General features: G+C 64.0%; 17 protein-coding genes and 1 pseudogene. 9 read left to right on the top strand and 9 right to left on the bottom strand.

Annotated elements, in window-relative coordinates; translation table 11 throughout:
- Positions 1–35: 35 nt before the first annotated feature.
- Genes rfbB through L2Y94_RS03965 form a run of 5 tightly spaced genes read left to right on the top strand, consistent with a single transcriptional unit; the run spans position 36 to position 4,879 of the window.
- Positions 36–1,085: a dTDP-glucose 4,6-dehydratase gene (rfbB, locus tag L2Y94_RS03985; RefSeq protein ID WP_247373262.1), complete on the top strand. Its 1,050-nt coding sequence runs from the start codon at positions 36–38 to the stop codon at positions 1,083–1,085.
- Entirely contained in the window at positions 1,082–1,966 is an 885-nt protein-coding gene (gene rfbA / locus L2Y94_RS03980; RefSeq protein ID WP_247373261.1) for a glucose-1-phosphate thymidylyltransferase RfbA, read from the top strand. The genes rfbB and rfbA overlap by 4 nt, the downstream gene beginning before the upstream one ends.
- The gene (gene rfbC / locus L2Y94_RS03975; RefSeq protein ID WP_247373260.1) at positions 1,963–2,520 is read left to right on the top strand and encodes a dTDP-4-dehydrorhamnose 3,5-epimerase; all 558 of its coding nucleotides are present in this window, start codon (positions 1,963–1,965) and stop codon (positions 2,518–2,520) included. The genes rfbA and rfbC overlap by 4 nt, the downstream gene beginning before the upstream one ends.
- Positions 2,517–3,449, top strand: a complete 933-nt coding sequence (rfbD, locus tag L2Y94_RS03970; RefSeq protein WP_247373259.1) for a dTDP-4-dehydrorhamnose reductase — start codon at positions 2,517–2,519, stop codon at positions 3,447–3,449. Before rfbC ends, rfbD begins: the two co-directional genes overlap by 4 nt.
- Before the next feature lie 5 nt (positions 3,450–3,454).
- Entirely contained in the window at positions 3,455–4,879 is a 1,425-nt protein-coding gene (locus L2Y94_RS03965; RefSeq protein ID WP_247375112.1) for a mannose-1-phosphate guanylyltransferase/mannose-6-phosphate isomerase, read from the top strand.
- A gap of 49 nt (positions 4,880–4,928) precedes the next feature.
- Here L2Y94_RS03965 and L2Y94_RS03960 read toward each other — a convergent pair whose 3' ends face one another.
- From L2Y94_RS03960 to L2Y94_RS03925, 7 genes and pseudogenes are all read right to left on the bottom strand, one after another.
- A complete protein-coding gene (locus L2Y94_RS03960) occupies positions 4,929–6,272 on the bottom strand; it encodes a phosphohexomutase domain-containing protein (protein WP_247373258.1) in 1,344 nt (447 codons plus the stop codon).
- Positions 6,273–6,335: 63 nt separating this feature from the next.
- Positions 6,336–6,782: pseudogene (locus L2Y94_RS21300) on the bottom strand (acyltransferase); the annotation flags it as partial.
- A 23-nt stretch (positions 6,783–6,805) separates the two neighbouring features.
- Positions 6,806–8,635, bottom strand: a complete 1,830-nt coding sequence (gene glmS / locus L2Y94_RS03945; RefSeq protein ID WP_247373257.1) for a glutamine--fructose-6-phosphate transaminase (isomerizing) — start codon at positions 8,633–8,635, stop codon at positions 6,806–6,808.
- A 15-nt stretch (positions 8,636–8,650) separates the two neighbouring features.
- Positions 8,651–10,021, bottom strand: a complete 1,371-nt coding sequence (locus L2Y94_RS03940; protein ID WP_247373255.1) for a pyridoxal-phosphate dependent enzyme — start codon at positions 10,019–10,021, stop codon at positions 8,651–8,653.
- A 202-nt stretch (positions 10,022–10,223) separates the two neighbouring features.
- Positions 10,224–10,460 carry an HP1242/YdcH family protein gene (locus tag L2Y94_RS03935; RefSeq protein WP_345780013.1) on the bottom strand — a complete coding sequence of 79 codons (237 nt, stop codon included), beginning with the start codon at positions 10,458–10,460 and terminating at the stop codon, positions 10,224–10,226.
- 305 nt (positions 10,461–10,765) lie between these two features.
- A complete protein-coding gene (locus L2Y94_RS03930; protein ID WP_247373253.1) occupies positions 10,766–11,434 on the bottom strand; it encodes a DUF4398 domain-containing protein in 669 nt (222 codons plus the stop codon).
- On the bottom strand, positions 11,434–11,979 hold the full coding sequence (locus L2Y94_RS03925; protein ID WP_247373252.1) for a DUF4398 domain-containing protein: 546 nt from the start codon (positions 11,977–11,979) through the stop codon (positions 11,434–11,436). The genes L2Y94_RS03930 and L2Y94_RS03925 overlap by 1 nt, the downstream gene beginning before the upstream one ends.
- A gap of 92 nt (positions 11,980–12,071) precedes the next feature.
- Between L2Y94_RS03925 and L2Y94_RS03920 the strand changes: the two genes are divergently transcribed.
- Positions 12,072–13,181 (top strand): PilT/PilU family type 4a pilus ATPase, encoded by a 1,110-nt coding sequence (locus L2Y94_RS03920; protein ID WP_247373250.1) that lies wholly within the window; start codon positions 12,072–12,074, stop codon positions 13,179–13,181.
- A gap of 112 nt (positions 13,182–13,293) precedes the next feature.
- Here L2Y94_RS03920 and maiA read toward each other — a convergent pair whose 3' ends face one another.
- The gene (gene maiA, locus L2Y94_RS03915) at positions 13,294–13,938 is read right to left on the bottom strand and encodes a maleylacetoacetate isomerase (protein ID WP_247373248.1); all 645 of its coding nucleotides are present in this window, start codon (positions 13,936–13,938) and stop codon (positions 13,294–13,296) included.
- Between the two features lie 234 nt (positions 13,939–14,172).
- On the opposite strand from maiA, the gene L2Y94_RS03910 reads away from it, so the two are divergent.
- The 3 genes from L2Y94_RS03910 to L2Y94_RS03900 all read left to right on the top strand — a co-directional run bounded on the left by L2Y94_RS03910 (position 14,173) and on the right by L2Y94_RS03900 (position 16,408).
- Positions 14,173–15,354, top strand: a complete 1,182-nt coding sequence (locus tag L2Y94_RS03910; protein WP_247373247.1) for a phosphoglycerate kinase — start codon at positions 14,173–14,175, stop codon at positions 15,352–15,354.
- Positions 15,354–15,989 (top strand): HAD hydrolase-like protein, encoded by a 636-nt coding sequence (locus L2Y94_RS03905; protein ID WP_247373246.1) that lies wholly within the window; start codon positions 15,354–15,356, stop codon positions 15,987–15,989. Before L2Y94_RS03910 ends, L2Y94_RS03905 begins: the two co-directional genes overlap by 1 nt.
- A 104-nt stretch (positions 15,990–16,093) precedes the next feature.
- The gene (locus L2Y94_RS03900; protein ID WP_247373245.1) at positions 16,094–16,408 is read left to right on the top strand and encodes a hypothetical protein; all 315 of its coding nucleotides are present in this window, start codon (positions 16,094–16,096) and stop codon (positions 16,406–16,408) included.
- A gap of 4 nt (positions 16,409–16,412) precedes the next feature.
- Here the strand turns inward: L2Y94_RS03900 and L2Y94_RS03895 are convergent, their stop codons facing one another.
- Positions 16,413–18,458: an acyltransferase family protein gene (locus L2Y94_RS03895; protein ID WP_247373244.1), complete on the bottom strand. Its 2,046-nt coding sequence runs from the start codon at positions 18,456–18,458 to the stop codon at positions 16,413–16,415.
- Between the last annotated feature and the right edge of the window lie 68 nt (positions 18,459–18,526).

Here is an 18,526-nt window from a genome sequence, read left to right as displayed (position 1 = left end):
GCGTTTTAGCCATGAGCATGACGGACGAGGTCTTGATGAAAACACTGTTGGTAACGGGCGGTGCCGGCTTTATCGGTGCCAATTTCGTGCTCCAGGCCATTGCCGACGGCTTTCGCGTCGTCAATCTCGACAAGCTCACCTATGCGGGTAACCTGGGTACCCTGGCCTCGCTGGAAGGCAATCCGAGCCATGTGTTCGTCCAGGGAGATATTGGCGATCGTGACCTCGTCCGCGATCTGCTGACTCGGCACAAGCCGGATGCCGTCGTGAACTTCGCCGCCGAATCCCATGTGGACCGCTCGATCGACGGTCCCGCCGCCTTCGTCGAAACCAACGTGGTCGGCACGCTCGGCCTGCTCGAGGAGGCGCGCGATTTCTGGCGTGGCCTCGAAGGACCGGCGCGCGAAGGCTTCCGCTTCCTCCACGTGTCCACCGACGAGGTATACGGCTCGCTGGGCGACGAGGGCAAGTTCACGGAGACCACCCCCTACGCCCCGAACTCGCCATATTCGGCCAGCAAGGCCGCCTCCGACCACCTGGTCCGGGCGTTTCACCATACGTACGGCCTGCCCGTGCTTACCACGAACTGCTCGAACAACTATGGGCCGTTCCAGTTCCCCGAAAAGCTCATCCCTCTGACCATCCAGAAGGCGCTCAAGGGCGAATCCCTTCCTGTCTATGGCGACGGCAAGAACGTTCGCGACTGGCTCTTCGTGGGCGACCATTGTTCGGCGATCCGACGCGTGCTGGACGCCGGCCGCATCGGCGAGACCTACAACGTCGGCGGCAACGCGGAACAGCAGAACATCCACGTGGTCCGCACCATCTGCCGCATCCTGGACGAACGCCAGCCCTTGGCCAACGGCTCGCCACGCGAATCGCTGATTACGTTCGTCCGCGACCGCCCGGGCCACGATCGTCGCTACGCCATCGACGCGAGCAAACTCCAGCATGAGCTTGGTTGGTCGCCGACCCAGACGTTCGAATCGGGCATCGAGGCAACCGTGAATTGGTACCTCGCCAACCAGTCGTGGGTCGATTCGATCCTCGACGGCAGCTACCGCATGGAGCGTCTGGGCGCATGACGACCAAGGGCATCATCCTCGCCGGCGGGTCCGGCACCCGGCTGTATCCGATCACGCAGGCGGTCAGCAAGCAGTTGCTGCCGGTGTACGACAAGCCGATGATCTACTACCCGCTCGCCACGCTGATGCTGGCCGGCATTCGCGACGTACTCATCATCAATACCCCCCACGAGCAAGCCCTTTTCCAGCGTTTGCTGGGCGATGGCTCGCAGTGGGGCATCAACATCAGCTACGCCGTGCAACCGTCTCCCGACGGCCTGGCCCAGGCGTTCCTCATCGGGCGCGAATTCGTGGATGGCCAGCCCAGCTGCCTCGTGCTCGGCGACAATATCTTCTATGGCGTCGGGCTCACGGAACGGCTGAAGCGCGCGGCGAGCCGGCCGTCCGGTGCCACCGTCTTCGGCTACTGGGTCCGCGACCCCGAACGATACGGTGTGGCGGAATTCGACGGCGAGGGCCGGGTGATCGGCCTGGAGGAAAAGCCGACCCAGCCCAAATCGAATTACGCGGTGACCGGCCTGTATTTCTACGACGGCCGCGCCTGCGATTTCGCCGCGGGACTGAAGCCCTCGCCGCGCGGCGAGCTGGAAATCACCGACCTCAACCGCTGTTATCTCGACGACGGCTCGCTCATGCTCGAACAGTTGGGCCGCGGCTACGCCTGGCTCGACACTGGCACGCATGCGTCGCTGATGGAGGCCGGCAATTACATCGAGACGATTGAAAACCGGCAGGGACTCAAGGTGTGCTGCCCGGAAGAAATCGCCTTTAACAACAAATGGATCGATGCCGAGCAGGTGCTGGCCCTGGCCAAACCGCTGGCGAAGACGGGATATGGGGAATACCTGCGCACCCTCGTCGGCCACGGTCTGGTGAAATGAAGGTCATCGAAACGTCCCTCCCCGGCGTGCTCGTCCTCGAACCCAAGGTCTTCGGCGACTCGCGCGGGTTCTTCTACGAGAGCTACAACGAAAAGACGTTCCGCGACGCCGGCATCGACCGGCGTTTCGTCCAGTCGAATGTCTCCCGGTCGTCGCGCGGCGTTCTCCGTGGACTGCATTACCAGTGGCCCCATCCGCAGGGCAAGCTGGTGAGCGTTCTCGAGGGCGAAGTCTACGACGTGGCCGTCGATATCCGCCGCGGCTCGCCTACGTTCGGCCAGTGGACCGCTGCGACGCTCACGGCGGAAAACCACCGGCACTTCTGGATTCCGGAGGGTTTTGCCCACGGCTTCTGCGTAGTCTCGGAGTTCGCGACGTTCTCCTACCAATGCACCGATCTCTATTCGCCCGCCGCCGACGGCGGCATTCGCTGGAATGACTCGGCCATCGGCATCGATTGGCCCGTCGACTCTCCGGTATTGTCCGACAAGGACTCGAATGCCCCCCTGCTCGCGGACCTTGCCCCCGAGCGGCTGCCGGAATACCAGCCGTGAAGATCCTTCTCCTGGGGGCCAATGGACAGCTGGGTCGAAGCTTCCTCAGTCATGGCGGGCTTGGGAACCGGGGTGAACTGTTGCCTGCCAGCCGCGACGGCATCCTGCACGGTGGTCGCCAGGCGCTCGTTGCCGATCTCGCGGATACCGGAGCCCTGGAAGTGCTCCTGGATGCCGAACGCCCGCAGGTCATCGTCAACACCGCAGCTTACACGGCCGTCGATAAAGCCGAGCAGGAGGAGGATCTCGCTACGCTCGTCAATGGTTACGCCCTTTCGGTGATCGGGGGCTGGGCGGCACGCCATGGCGCGCTGGTGGTGCACTATTCCACCGATTACGTGTTCGACGGACAGGCCAGCGCTCCATACACGGAAGACGCCGCGACGGCGCCGAGCGGAGCCTACGGACGCAGCAAGCTGGCGGGCGAAGATGCACTGCGTGCCAGCGGCGCGGCTCATTTCATCTTCCGTACCGCCTGGGTCTACTCTGCCGTCGGACACAACTTTCTGCGCACGATGCTGCGCCTGGGCGCGGAGCGCGACGAACTGCGCGTGGTGGCCGACCAACGCGGCACGCCGAGCGACACGGGATTCATCGTCGAAGCCTCGCTGGCGGCGCTAGATCGCTGGATGGCGGCGGATGATCTTGGGAGGGAACGCCTGCAGGGTACTTACCACCTCACGGCCGCAGGCGATACCACCTGGCACGGCTTTGCCGAAATGCTGCTGGGACGCGCGACCGAGCGGGGCCTGCTCGCTAGGACACCGAAGGTCATCCCTATCACCACCTCGGAATTTCCCACACCGGCCAAGCGCCCCGCCTACTCGGTGCTGGATACATCGCGACTCGCACGGACCTTCGACATCGACGTCCCGATGTGGCAAAGCGGTGTAGAACGCGTCCTGGCAACCCTATCCGAACCGGAATAACGTCCATGCTCATTCCCCTCATTCTCAGTGGCGGCAGCGGCACGCGCCTGTGGCCGATTTCCCGCCGGAACCTGCCCAAACAATTCCTGTCGCTCACCGGGACGGACACCCTGTTCCAGCAAACGGTCAAGCGAACGACCGCGCTGCCGGACACCGGCGCGCCCATCGTCGTGGCCGCCGACGATCATCGCTTTCTCGCCGCGGAGCAGTTGCAGGAGCTCAAGATGAGCGAGGCAAGCATCCTGCTCGAACCGATGGCGCGTAATACCGCGCCCGCCATCGCGGTGGGCGCGCTGCGTGCAATGGAAAAGTCGACCGACGCGCTCATCCTCGTGCTGCCGGCCGACCATCTCATCGGTGACGACCGCTCTTTCCACGACGCCGTGGCCAAGGCGCGTCCGCTGGCCGAGCAGGGTTGGCTCGTGACGTTCGGCATTCGCCCCGACCGCCCGGAAACGGGTTTTGGTTACATCCAGCGTGGCGACGGACTCGACGCCAATGGCTTCAAGGTGAATCAGTTCGTCGAGAAGCCCAAGCTGGAAGTCGCCGAGCGCTATGTCGACAGCGGTCAGTATGATTGGAACTCCGGGATGTTCCTCTTCCGCGCCGCGCGCTATCTGGAGGAGTTGGAGCAGCACGCGCCAGCCATGCTAGCCGCCGCCAAAGCCGCTTACGCGAAAGCCAATGTCGACCTCGACTTCGTGCGACTCGACGCCGAAGCGTTCTCCGCGTCACCTAACGATTCGATCGACTATGCCGTGATGGAGAAGACGTCGCGCGCCGCGGTCGTGCCGGTATCGTGCGGCTGGAGCGACATCGGATCGTGGGATGCCTTGTGGCTTGCTGCCGATAAGGACGCGAACGGTAACCATACCGAAGGCGACGTCATCGCGCTGGATACGACCGGCTCGCTCATCCACTCGCACAACCGCCACTTGGTCGCCACCGTGGGCCTCGACGACGTCGTCGTGGTCACCACCCCCGATGCCACGCTGGTAGCCCGGCGCGACCGCTCCCAGGACGTCAAGCGCATCGTCGACGAACTGAAGGCGAAGGGTCGGACGGAACATGATCTACATCGCGTCGTGCGGCGTCCGTGGGGCAGCTACGATTCGCTGGAGAACGGCGATCGCTTCCAGGTCAAGCGTATCGTGGTCAAACCGGGCGCCGCGCTGAGCCTGCAGATGCACCATCACCGCGCCGAGCACTGGATCGTTGTCAAGGGCGTGGCCGAAGTCACCTGTGACGACAAGGTATTCCTGCTTGCCGAGAACCAGAGCACGTACTTGCCGCTGGGCAGCAGGCACCGCCTGCGCAATCCCGGCAAGGTGCCGGTCGAGCTGATCGAAGTGCAGTCGGGCAGCTATCTGGGTGAAGATGACATCGTTCGCTTCGACGATGTCTACGGACGCGCCGGCACCGTGGGCTGATTGCCCGATCGATCCTGAGAAAAAAAGGGGGCTTCACGCCCCCCTTTTTTTAACCCTCTATCAAGCGACTCAGTTCATCGGTACGCGCGTTCATCAGGCCGACGTCGCCTCTCGATTCGACATTCAGGCGAAGCAACGGCTCCGTATTGGAAGACCGCAAGTTGAACCTCCATGATCCGAAATCCGCACTGACGCCATCGACGTTTTCCAAGCGAGGCGCTTTGTCGGCATAGTGCGCGAGCACCCGTTCAACCGCACCTTTCGCATCGTCCACCACGAAATTGATCTCGCCACTGCACGGATAGGCAGCCATCCGCTCCGCCAACATGTCGGCGAGGGACGTACCCGTCTTCGACATCCGCTCCGCGACCAGAAGCCAAGGGATCATTCCCGAATCGCAATAAGCGAAATCGCGAAAGTAATGATGGGCGCTCATCTCGCCACCGTAGATGGCATCTTCGGCGCGCATACGCTCCTTGATGAACGCATGGCCGGTCTTGCTTTCGATAGGTACACCGCCTGCCTTCTTCACCATGTCGATGGTGTTCCAGGTAAGGCGGGGATCGTGAATGATCTTGGCACCGGCGTGCTTTTCCAGTAGCTGCGCCGCCAGTAAACCAACGATGTAATAGCCCTCGATGAACTCGCCGCGCGCGTCGAACAGGAAGCAGCGGTCGAAATCACCATCCCATGCGATGCCGAAGTCGGCTCCATGCCGCTTCACGGCCTCAGCCGTGGCTGAACGATTCTCGGGGAGCAGAGGGTTGGGAATGCCGTTGGGAAAACTGCCGTCCGGCTCGTGGTTGATCCGGATGAACTCCAGCGGAAGATGCTTCTCGAGCAGGTCGACGATCGCGCCCGCACCACCGTTACCGGCATTGACCACCACCTTCAGCGGATGCATGGCCGAGGCATCGATGTAGCCGAGAAGGTGCTCGACATAGGCCGACTTGTCGTGATCGCGAATCACCTGCCCGACCGTAGCCGAGGGTTCGCCAAAGGCGTTCTCCTCGACCATCCGCTCGATGTCACGCAGTCCCGTATCGCCGCTGATCGGCCTGGCATCCTCGCGAACGAGTTTCATGCCGTTGTAGTCGATCGGGTTGTGGCTGGCAGTCACCATGATGCCGCCTGCGACCTTCCGGTGGAACGTCTGGAAGTACACTTCTTCGGTGCCGCACAAACCGATGTCGATGGCATCCCGCCCCTCGTCGTTCAACCCTCGGACGATGGCATTCGCGAAGGCCGGACTATCGCGGCGAATGTCGAATCCGACCACCACGGGCCCCTCGCCCACGGTACGGGCAAAGGCGCGGCCCAGCCGATAGGCGATATCTTCGTTGAGTTCATCGGGAACGCGGCCGCGGATGTCGTAGGCCTTGAAACACTTCATGCTGGCATCTTCGCAGGTCGAAAAGGCGGTCTATTCTCCTTCCGACCCGCCGACGACTCAACCATCGTCGATCTGGCGGATGATCCGGGCCGGATTTCCCGCCACGACGGCTCTCGCGGGCACCGCGCGGGTCACCACCGCACCCGCCCCGATCATGGCGCGCTCGCCGATCTCGATCCCTGGCAGGATGGTCGCCCCGCCGCCGATCGAGGCCCCTCGCCGGACGACGGTCTGCGGAAAGCCCTGGTCAGGATACGCCCGCGATCGCGGAAACAGGTCGTTGGTGAACGTGACATTCGGCCCGATGAACACATCATCCTCGACCCGCAACCCATCCCACAGCTGCACGCCGCTCTTGACCGTCACCCGGTCGCCCACCACCACGTCGTTCTCGACGAAGCAATGCGAGCAAATGTTGCAATCCTGGCCGATGACGGCACCCGGAAGGATCACCACGAACTGCCACACCCGCGTCCGCGCCCCGATAGCCGACGACTGCACGTCGGCCATCGCATGAATGAACGGCGCGTCTGTCACTCCACCGTCACCGACTTGGCCAGGTTGCGCGGCTGGTCCACGTCCGTGCCACGCTGCACGGCCACGTGGTAGGCAAGAAGCTGCATCGGCACGGTAAACACCGCCGGGGCGATGAGATCGCCGCCGCCGTCCACGCGGACCATGGCCACGTGTTCGGTGCCGTCGTCCATTTCCGCGCGCTCGTCGGCGAAGACGATCAGTTCGCCGCCACGGGCACGCACTTCCTGCAAGTTGGACTTCAGCTTGTCGAGCAGGGGCCCATTGGGCGCCACGGCCACGATCGGCATGTTCTCGTCCACCAGCGCCAGCGGGCCGTGCTTGAGTTCGCCGGCCGGGTAGGCCTCGGCGTGGATGTACGAGATTTCCTTGAGCTTGAGCGAGCCTTCCAGCGCCACCGGGTACTGGGCGCCGCGGCCCAGGAACAACGCGTGCTGCTTGTTGGTGAAATGGTCGGCGATGGCGAGGATCTGCTCTTCGCTACGGAGCGCGTTCTCGATGTAGCGCGGCAGCGATTGCAGTTCCTGGCAATGCGCGAGGTATTTCGCGTGATCCAGGCCATGGCGGCGGCCGAGATCGAGCGCCAGCAGGGCGAAGGCGGTCAGCTGGGTGGTGAACGCCTTGGTCGAGGCCACGCCGATCTCCGGGCCCGCGCGCGTCATCAGGCGAAGGTCGGATTCGCGCACCACCGACGATTCGGGCACGTTGCAGATGGCGAAGGTGGCGAGGTAGCCGCGGCGGCGGGACTCGCGCATGGCCGCGAGCGTATCGGCGGTTTCACCCGACTGCGATACCGCCACGAACAAGGTGTTTTCCGGTACCACCACGTCGCGGTAGCGGTATTCGCTGGCCACCTCCACCACCACCGGCATCCGCGCCAGTTCCTCGATCCAGTATTTGGCCACCATGCCGGCGTGGTAACTGGTGCCGCAGGCCACGATATGGATGCCGCGGGTCTTGTCGAGGATGGGGTCGGCGTCGATGCCGAAGATGTTCGGCAACACGCCGTGCGGGCCGATGCGGCCTTCGAGCGTGTCGGCCACCGCGCGCGGCTGCTCGAAGATTTCCTTCTGCATGTAGTGGCGGTATTCGCCACGCTCCACCGAGTCGGCGCTGATCTCGCTCTCGTGCGCGGCGCGGTCGACCGGCTGGCCGTCGATGCCGAACACTTCCACCGTGTCACGCGTGATCTCGACGATGTCGTCCTCTTCGAGGTACATCATCCGGTTGGTGACCTTGATGAGCGCCTGCGCATCGGAACCGAGGAAGTGCTCGCCGATGCCGATACCCACCAGCAGCGGGCAGCCGCGACGGGCACCGACGATGCGCCCGGGCTCGTCGAGGCTCATCACGGCGATGGCGTAGGCGCCTTCCAGCTCGCGCACGGCCGCGGTCACGGCTTCGCGCAGGGGCTTGCCCGCCTGCACGTGCTCGTCGATCACCGCGCCCATCACTTCGGTATCGGTTTCCGAGTGGAACGTACGGCCCTTGGCCTTGAGCGATTCGCGCAGGCTGGCGTGGTTCTCGATGATACCGTTGTGCACGATGGCGATGCGGCCCTGCACGTGCGGATGCGCGTTGCTTTCGCTGGGCACGCCATGCGTGGCCCAGCGGGTGTGCGCGATGCCGGTGCCGCCGGGAATCGGATCCGCCTCGTAGAGCGCCTCCATCTCGCGGACCTTGCCCTTGGCGCGCACACGGCGGATCTCGCCCGACTCGGCGATGGCCATGCCGGCGGAGTCGTAGCCGCGGTACTCCAGCGCCTTCAGACCGGCAATCAGGATGGGAGCGATGTCACGCTGCGCGACGGCGGCGACGATTCCACACATGGCACGATTCCCCTGTCAGTTGACTTTGCGACGCAGGTAGTTGAGCAGATCGATGCGGGTGATGAGGCCAAGGAACCGCTCACCGTCGACGACGATGGCGACGTGACCCTTCTCGAAGACGGGCAGCAAGGCCTCGATGGGCGAGGTGACCTGGATCATTTCCGGCGAGGCGATCATCGCCGTGGACACCGGATCGCGGAACTTCGCGGTATCGGCGTGCACGTGCAGCAGCACGTCGGATTCGTCGAGGATGCCCACGATGCGGTCGCCGTCCATCACGGGGAGCTGGGAGACGTCGTAGAGCTTCATGCGGTTGTACGCGGTGATCAGCATGTCGTCCGGCTTGATCACCACGGTGTCGCGCTGCGCGTACGGGCGCAGGATCAAATCGCGCAGGTCGCCGAACTGCTCACGCTCCAGGAAACCGTTGTCGAGCATCCAGTAGTCGTTGTACATCTTCGACAGGTACTTGTTGCCCGTATCGCACACCAGCGTCACCACGCGCTTGGGCGTGGTCTGCTCCCTGCAGTATTTCAGCGCCGCGGCGAGCAGCGTGCCGGTGGACGAACCGCCGAGCACGCCCTCCTTGCCCAGCAATTCGCGCGCGGCCATGAAGCTTTCCTTGTCGCTGATGGCGTAGGCCTTCTTCACCATCGAGAAGTCGCTGATCGACGGGAGGAAATCCTCGCCGATGCCTTCCACCATCCAGCTGCCGGACTTCTCAGACAGCGTGCCCTCGTTGATGTACTGGGCGAGGATCGAGCCGACCGGGTCGGCGAGGACGATTTCCGTGTTCGGCGAGTGCTCGCGCAGGTAGGCGGTGAGCCCGCTCATGGTGCCCGACGAACCGCAACCGACCACGATGGCGTCGACCTTGCCGTCGAGCTGTTCGAGGATTTCCGGACCCGTGGTCAGCAGGTGCGCCTTCGGGTTGTCCGGATTGCCGAACTGGTTGATGAAGTAGGCCCCCGGCGTTTCGCGCGCGATCCGCTCGGCCATGTCCTGGTAGTACTCCGGGTGGCCCTTGGCGACGTCGGAACGGGTGAGCACGACCTCGGCGCCCATGGCCTTGAGGTTGAAGATCTTCTCGCGGCTCATCTTGTCGGGCACGACGAGCACCAGGCGATAGCCCTTCTGCTGGGCCACCAGGGCCAGGCCCAGGCCCGTGTTGCCGGCCGTGCCCTCCACCAGGGTATCGCCGGGCTTGATCTTTCCGGCGCGCTCGGCGCCCTCGATCATCGACATGCCGATGCGATCCTTCACCGAACCGCCCGGGTTGGCGCTTTCCAGCTTGAGGAAGAGTTCGCAACAGCCGGTGTCCAGGCGCTGGGCGCGCACCATCGGGGTGCGGCCGATCAGGTCGAGGACACTGTCTTGAACTTTCATGGGTACTCCGTACTGAATTTCGCGAGGCCCCTTCGACCTCGCACATGGGCGCACATGATAAAGGGTGTCGCCTCCGGGCGATGCCCGGCGAACGGCCGAGGCGAAATGGCGTAGCGACGGGCGTCACGCGCCGCTCAGGTTCGCTGGTGAACGGCCACGAAAAAGGGCGCGTTTCCGCGCCCTTTCGTCGGTGCCGGTGGCGTCAGTGATGCCGCGACGCCTGCCATTGATCCCACATTCGTTGGAGTTGCTTCTTGGCCTGCAGCTTCTCGTTCTTCAACCGGGCCAGTTCCTCGTCGCCGAGCGGAAGACATCCGCGTCCGGCTTCGTCGAGCTTGTCGTTGAGTTCCTGGTGGCGGTAGTAGAGGCGACGGGTGTCCTTGTCGGTGCCGATGAAATTCTGGACGTCGTCGCGCTGCTGGTTTTCGAACATAGCCATGCTCCTCGCGTGGGGGCCGGCCCGGTCGGGCCGGTCGTGAGGGGAGCCATGCGGATACGGCGTCGCACCGGACGTGGGATGGATCGCGATGCGGTGTGCCTGGATGAGAATCACGCATGCTCCGAAGGACCCCGTCTCGTGCTTTTTTCGTGACGGGAGGTCCAAGCTACTCCGCTCGAGAACGGGCCGCAAGAGCGAATATTCTCAATCCCTGGCGCATTAATTTCTTTCGTAACAATTATTTACGGTCCACTCAATAAAGCGGCCCGCCCCGTTCGCACGGAGCGGGCCGCGGTGTGGAGCGATCAGTTACCGCCGGATTTCTTCGACTTCTTCGGTGCCGAGGTGGCCGGCGTGTTGGCGGGGGCTCCGCCATCGGACGAGTTGAGGTCGCGCATGGCACGCGCCGCGGCTTCCGCCAGGGCGGCCTGCTTCTTGGCGGCATTGGCCACCCGGGCCTGGGCGGCGGCGACCTGCCTGGCCTTGTCGCCTTCGGCCTTGGCCTGCTCCAGCGCCTGGGAGTACTCCACGCCCTGCTGCTGCAGGCGAGCGGCCTCTTCCTGGATCATCTGGTTCTGCATCCGCTGCTGCTCGAGCTGGCGACGCGCCATCTCGGTATCGAGACGGCTGGCCTCGAGCAGGATGGCATCGTGCTCGCGGTCGAGCTGCTGGCCCTTCGTCTGGGCGTCCTGGAGCTGGGCGGCCGCCTTGGCGATGTCGATGCGGCGCTCGGCGATGTACAGGTAGTGGGCGTGTTCCTTGTCCTTCGGACGGAACTGGGCCATCTGGTTGATCGCCTCGCGGGCCCGGGCCTGTTCGGCCTGGGCGTAGTTGCCCAGCATCGGATCGCTGGCGAGCTGCTCGAGGCTGGAATTGAGCCGGCGCAGGTCGAGGTCGTCGGTGGCGGCCGCCGCCGTGCCGGCTGCGCAGGCCAGCGCCATGGCGCACGAGAGAAGGAGGGTATGGCGCTTCATCACTGCTGGCCTCCCTGGTTGTCGTTCAGGGGCTGGGTTTCGCCGCCCGGCGGGGGCGGGGGCATGTTGCCGGTGTCGGCGGGCGCCTCGGGCAGCACGGTTTCCGTTTCCTGCACGTTGTTGGGAATCGGCACGGTGTCGTTGGCATGGTTGTCGATCATCTCGACGCGCATGCGCGAGTTTTCCTTGCTCTTGGCCTGGTTCTGGGCGCGGGCGGCGCCCAGGCGGGCCTTGGCCCGGGCCAGTTCGCTGTCGGCGGCCGATTCGTCGGCCAGGAGCGCGGCCTCGTCATACTTGCGACTAGCCATGGCTTTTTGCGCCTGGCTGAATTTTCCTTGCGCCATGTCGAGGTCGACAGGCGCATAATCGGCGGCTCCCGCGTCCCTGGCGGCCTGCAGCTGGGACAGGGCCTGGTTCATGGTGCCGTTAGGGGGTGGCGTGCTGGCGCAACCGGCCAGCGTGGCGATCGCAAGGCCCAGCGCGGCCGTGGCAAGGAGCCGGCGGCCCCGGCGGTACGGGGCTTTCGACGGCAAGTTGTGCACCATCACTCGTTCCTCTTACAGATTTGCGAGATATTGTCGATATACATGGTCGGTGAGACCTGTCTCGATTGTAATGCGAACCCCGGGGGGTTTAGGTGGATATTGGTTATTTCCTGAAGCTCATGGTGGACAAGGGTGCGTCGGACATGTTCCTGACGACCGGAGCCCCCGTGAACATCAAGGTGGAAGGCAAGCTCTACCCGTTGGGCAATACCGGCCTGCCCAGCGGCATGGTCAAGAAGATCGCCTACTCCCTGATGGACGAAGGCCAGGTCCCCCAGTTCGAGCGCGACCTGGAACTGAACATGGCCCTGGCCGTGAAGGAGGCCGGGCGGTTCCGCATCAACGTGTTCAAGCAGCGCGGCGAGATCGGCATGGTCATCCGTGCCATCAAGAGCGAGATCCCTTCGCTGGAGGAATTGCGCCAGCCGGCCATCTTCCGCGAACTGGTCATGGAACCGCGCGGGCTGATCCTGGTGGTGGGCGCCACCGGTTCGGGCAAGTCGACCACCCTGGCCGCCATGCTCGACCATCGCAACCAGAACACCTCGGGACACATCCTCACCATCGAGGACCCCATCGAATACCTGCACCGGCACAAGCGCTCCATCGTGAACCAGCGTGAGGTGGGCCTGGATACCCACAGTTACCACGAGGCGCTGAAGAACGCGATGCGCGAGGCGCCGGACGTCATCATGATCGGCGAGATCCGAGACACCGAGACCATGGAGGCGGCCATCGCCTTCTCGGAAACCGGCCACCTCTGCCTGGCCACGCTCCATTCGAACAACGCCGACCAGACCCTCGAGCGCATCCTCAACTTCTTCCCCGAGTCGGCCCACAAGAACGTGCTGATGAACCTCGCCCTGAACCTGCGCGCGGTGATCAGCCAGCGCCTGGTGATCGGCAAGGACGGCCGTCGCGTGCCGGCCACCGAGGTGCTGCTCAACACCCCGCTGATTCGCGACATGATCCGCCGCGGCCAGATCCACGAGGTGAAGGACGCCATGGACCGCAGCCTCCAGGAAGGCATGCAGACCTTCGACCAGTCGCTCTACCGGCTCTACAAGGACGGCCAGATCACCCTCGAGGAGTGCCTGTCCAAGGCCGATTCGCGCGATGGGCTGGCGCTCAAGATCCGCCTGTCGGAAGGTTCGTCGGGGAACGAGTTCGCGTCAAGCGATCCGTACGGGATCGGGGCCTGAACGGACCCGCTTCACCGCCTTGTTGGCTTTTCGCCGATGCGATCGGCTCCCACCCCTTCGGTAGCAACGTCGCTACCGAAGGGGTGGGAGCCGATCGCATCGGCGAATGGTTTCAGGGAGCGTCGGGCTGCATCTCGGGCGCGGCCTTCCTGAAAGCCTCCAGCTCCTGGCACGCCGCCACCACGCGCCGGATAAGCGGATACGGCCCCAGGTCGAGTTCCCAGCGCACCGCGTTGTAGTACTGCGGCACGAGGCAGCAATCGGCGATGGTGGGGGTGTCCCCGTAGCTGAAGCGGCCCAGCGGCCCTTGCGCCAGCAGCGCCTCCACTCCGTCGAAACCGTTCCGGATCCACTTCCGGCTCCATGCCGCCTTGGCCTGCGCATCGGCCCCGAAATCCGACTCGATCGCCTTGAGCACGCGCAGGTTGCCGAGCGGGTGCACGTCGGTCGCCACGGCCAGCGCCAGTTCGCGCACGCGCGCCCTGCCCTTCGTGTCCGGCGGCAACAACGGCGTATCGGGATAGGCCTCTTCCAGGTACTCGAGGATGCCCATCGACTGGCGCACCACGAAGTCGCCATCCACCAGGGCGGGCAACTGGGCTTGCGGGGAAACCTCGCGATAGGCCGGCTTGAGGTGTTCGCCGCCGTCGTTCACCAGGTGCACGAGGCGCGGCTCGTAGGCCAGGCCCTTGAGGTTCAACGCGATGCGGATGCGGTAGGCGGCGCTGGAGCGCCAGTAGGTGTAGAGGGCGAGCATGGGGACTCCGTGGTGGATCGGTGGATTCTATCCATCCACGCCTCGCAAGCCTTGCCGCGCTGCCGCGCGGATCGCCGATAGGATCGGCTCCCACCCTTCGGTAGCGAACTTCCTGCCGGAGGGGTGGGAGCCGATCCTGTCGGCGATTCCCGGGCCGGAAGCGTTCCGATTTGCGCCATCACGTCCCACCCAAGGACAATTGCCGTCTACCCAACACCACGCCCCGGAGCCAACGTGTCCGTCATCCGCATGCAAGACCTCGACCTGCGCGGCAAGCGCGTGCTGATCCGCGAAGACCTGAACGTGCCGGTCGAGAACGGCCGCATCACCTCCACCCAGCGCCTGGACGCCTCCCTGCCCACCATCGTCGCCGCCCGCGACGCCGGTGCGAAAGTCATGGTCATCTCCCATCTGGGCCGCCCGAAGGAAGGCGAATTCGACGAAGCCTCGTCGCTGAAGCCCGTGGCCGAGTGGCTGGGCGACAAGCTCGGCAAGCCCGTTCGCCTCGAGCGCGATTACCTCGACGGCGTGGACGTCGCCGACGGCGAGGTGGTGGTGCTGGAAAACTGCCGCATGAACGTCGGCGAGGGCAAGGATGACGAGGCCCTGTCGAAGAAGTACGCCGCGCTGTGCGACGTCTTCGTCATGGATGCCTTCGGCACCGCCCACCGTGCCCAGGCTTCCACCCACGGCGTGATCCGCTTCGCGCCCGTGGCCGCGGCGGGGCCGCTGCTCGCCAAGGAACTCGATGCGCTGGGCAAGGCGCTGGAGAACCCGGCCCACCCGTTGCTGGCGATCGTCGCCGGCTCGAAGGTATCCACCAAGCTCGACCTGCTGCAGAACCTGGTCGGCCGCGTCGACCAGCTCATCGTCGGTGGCGGCATCGCCAATACCTTCATCCTCGCCGCCGGTCACAAGGTCGGCAAGTCGCTGGTCGAAGCCGACCTGCTCGACACCGCGAAGAAGATCATGGCCGACGCGAAGTCACGCGGGGCCGAGGTGCCGGTGCCGACCGACGTCGTGGTCGCCACCGAATTCGCCGCCACCGCCAAGGCGACGGTCAAGGCCGTCGACCAGGTCGGCGACGACGAGATGATCCTCGACATCGGCCCGGACACGGCCGCGCGCTACGCCGAGCTGATCGCCAAGGCCGGCACCGTCGTGTGGAACGGTCCGGTCGGCGTGTTCGAGTTCGACGCCTTCGGCAAGGGCACCGAAACCCTCGCCCGCGCCATCGCGGCGTCGAAGGCGTTTTCCATCGCCGGCGGCGGCGACACCCTGGCCGCCGTCGACAAGTACGGCATCGAGGACGGCGTGTCCTACATCTCCACCGGCGGTGGCGCCTTCCTCGAGTTCCTCGAGGGCAAGGAACTCCCGGCCGTGGCCGCCCTGAAGGCCCGGGCGGACGCGAAGTAATGCTTTTCCTTTTCGACCTCGACGGCACGCTGATCGACTCGGAAATCGGCATCCTCTCGGGCGTGCGCCACTCGCTGGCGCACGTCGGCGCCGATATCCCGGACGACACCATCCTGCGCGGCTGGATCGGACCGCCGCTGCGCGTGAGCTTCGGCGAAGTGCTCGGCCACGACAGGCACGACCTCATCGAGGCCGCCGTCACGGCCTACGGTGAACGGTTCCGTGACGTGGGCTGGTCCGAACATACGGTCTACGAAGGCATCCCCGAAGCGATCGCGGCGCTGGAAGCCGCCGGCCACCACCTCGCGATCGTCACCAGCAAGATCCGTTTGCATGCCGAACGCATCATTCCCCACCTGCCTTTCGGCGCGGCCTTCCACCGTGTCTACGCGCCCGGTCCGGAAACGGCCCATAGCGAAAAGGCGGAAATGATCGCCGCGGCGTTGGCCGACTTCGGGCATCCGAAGGAGGACGTGGTGATGATCGGCGACCGCCGCTTCGACATCGAGGGCGCCGTGGCCAATGATGTGCGCGGTGTGGGCGTGCTGTGGGGCTTCGGCGATCGCGAAGAGCTGGAACGGGCGGGAGCGTGGAAGACGGTCGACACGCCCCGGGAGCTCGTCGGGCTGGCCTGAGCACCGGCACGCCAATGCCCGAAGCATGGGTTGGCTATGGAGCCCATGCTTCGCCCTGTTACGATGATGCATCGACTGGCCGATTCATCGATCAAGGAACGAAAATGATTCGCACCGCTCTGGCAGTAACCGCCCTCGTGACCCTCTCGGCCTCGTCGTTCGCGGCCGAAACCCCGTCACCGACCTCCTGGACTCCGCCCACGCCGAATCCGGCACAGGCCAAGCCGGAGTCCTCCACGAAGTTCCACGCCAAGTTCGCGAACCCGAAGCCTTATTCCTCGACCACACGCTGGGTATCGCGAGCCGTCGTCGCAGCCGCCGGGGGCACCGGCATCGTATCGATTAGGCATGACGACGGCCTTGACGACATCTCCAACGATGGCACGCGAAATCTCGACATGGTCCCACGCGGCCATTGAATACCTAGCCGGAGTTCGCGATTTCCGATCGCGTCGAAACGATGCGGCCCGATCGCAAGGCGTCCTCGAAGCCAGGAAGAAGAATGTCGTTGCCGAAACCACTGATGTGATCGGCGTCGAAGAATAGCGGTCGGCCATCGCGAAATCCGGTGCAAACAGGTCTCTCGGGGCATAACCAGGGAAAAGGATCGAAAATGGACGTGCCTGGAACCGCCTGGGCAATGTGTTGGATCGCCCGCAACATGGGGCGGCGCAGAGACTCGAATTCCTCGCGATCCATACCGACGCCGCGCTTGCATATCGGATTGGAGCGCGTCCATGGATCGGCACAACGATATGCGGGAGCATTGAGGAGAAGGTTGGGAGCTTCGAACACCACGGTCGCTCCTTTCTCGGTGAAACGGGAGACGATACGTATAGCGGTATCGACCGCCCCGCTATCCTTCGCCGAAGCCTCGGCAGCCATTGCCCGCGCCAAGACAGCTTCCCGGGGATAACGCGTCCACTGATCGACGAACCGCGGCATGCGCAACGACGGAAGAAACACTACGTCCCCGGGCCTGATACTCTTGACGATCGCTTCGGTCACCCGTTGTGAACTGGACCGGCACATTGCGGATTCCTCCCGCGCCGGTTGAAGCGTCAGATAGCCGCAACCGGCGTTGTCGTATACCACGACCTTTCGACCACTTCTGGCGGCGTAGGCCCGAAACATCCTCCCGAATGCCAGGGCGTGCGAGTCCCCGACCACGAAAACCGTCGATTCATCAGCCGACAGGTCGCACGTACCGCCAACGTACGTAATGCGCCGCCCCTCGCCCAAGGTGGCGACGGATGGCCGGGGCGAGGCGCAAGGACCGGACGCATGATGCCCCTTGATGGTCGGATACCAGTCGCTGGCATGACTGGCTACCGTGCTGAGAGAAATGCTCCATCGGTAGTGATGCAGCAAGCCTTGAAACAGACCCGCACCCACCAGTGCGACGAAGCTCCATGCCACCAGCTTGGCATGCGACCCTGCGTATCCCTTCGAGAACCGCCGGATCGGTTGTTCGACGTAGAGCCAGCAAAGCGACGCGACCACGACCGTGACCACCACGGCCAGTACCCTGTCGACAAAGTCTTCCAGTCCGATCGTCCATCGAAACAGCACGAAAACGGGCCAATGCCAAAGGTATAGCGAGTAGGACGTGCGGCCGATCCATCGAACGGGTCGAAACATGAGTAGCCTCATGGGCCATGAAGCTTCCGAGGGCACACACCCGGCCGCGAGCAGAAGGCATGTCCCCATGACGACCGGCAGTGCTCCAGGTGCCGGAAAATGATCCGGTGTAGAGGCCCAAAGACCGTATCCGACCAGGAGAAACCCGGAGGAGGCCAACCACGTTCCACACGCAGGACACGTGCGTCTGGACGCCAACCGTTGTGTCATATCAAGGGAATGAAACAGCAAGATGCCCGCGAGTAACTCCCAGGCCCTGCATTCCAGCAAGTAAAACGCAGACGCCCCGTCTTTCGATCCTTCGCGCCAAGCCAAGACGAACGAGCAAACCGTTGCCAAAGCGAGAGCTGATAAAAACACACCTCGACTTGCCTTCCGCGATATCCATGGCCAAAGCACGAAGGGAAACAGTATGTAGAACTGCTCCTCGACACCGAGGGACCATGCATGGGCGAAGGGATTGAAATCCGTCGTCGGGGAAAAATAGCTATCGGTGCGACCGGCAAGGGAAACATTGGCCCATCCGAACGTGGCCGCCATTCCCGTCCGGTGGATGCCGTCGCTCAACCAGGCATCGGGAATCAACAAGGTCGACGCCAAGCTCGTCGCAACGAGAACCAACGCCAACATAGGCACGATCCGGAGACATCGCCTCCACAGAAACCAGAGAAAGAACTTACCGAAAGGCTCATCTCCACGCCCATGCACGGAGGCACTTACGACGAATCCGGAAATGACAAAAAAGGCATCCACTCCCGAGAAACCGCCCGGCAGCCAATCACGCTCGAGGTGAAAGACGATCACTGCGATCACGGCGATCGCTCTCATGCCGTCGACATGCGGAAGATAGCGCCTGAACCTTTCTTCGCGTTCCAATGCCACGCCTCAAGAAAAAT

It is taken from the genome of Luteibacter aegosomatis, from assembly GCF_023078455.1.
In the GTDB taxonomy this organism is placed as follows: domain Bacteria; phylum Pseudomonadota; class Gammaproteobacteria; order Xanthomonadales; family Rhodanobacteraceae; genus Luteibacter; species Luteibacter aegosomatis.
This window is presented reverse-complemented; position numbering and strand designations above follow the sequence as displayed.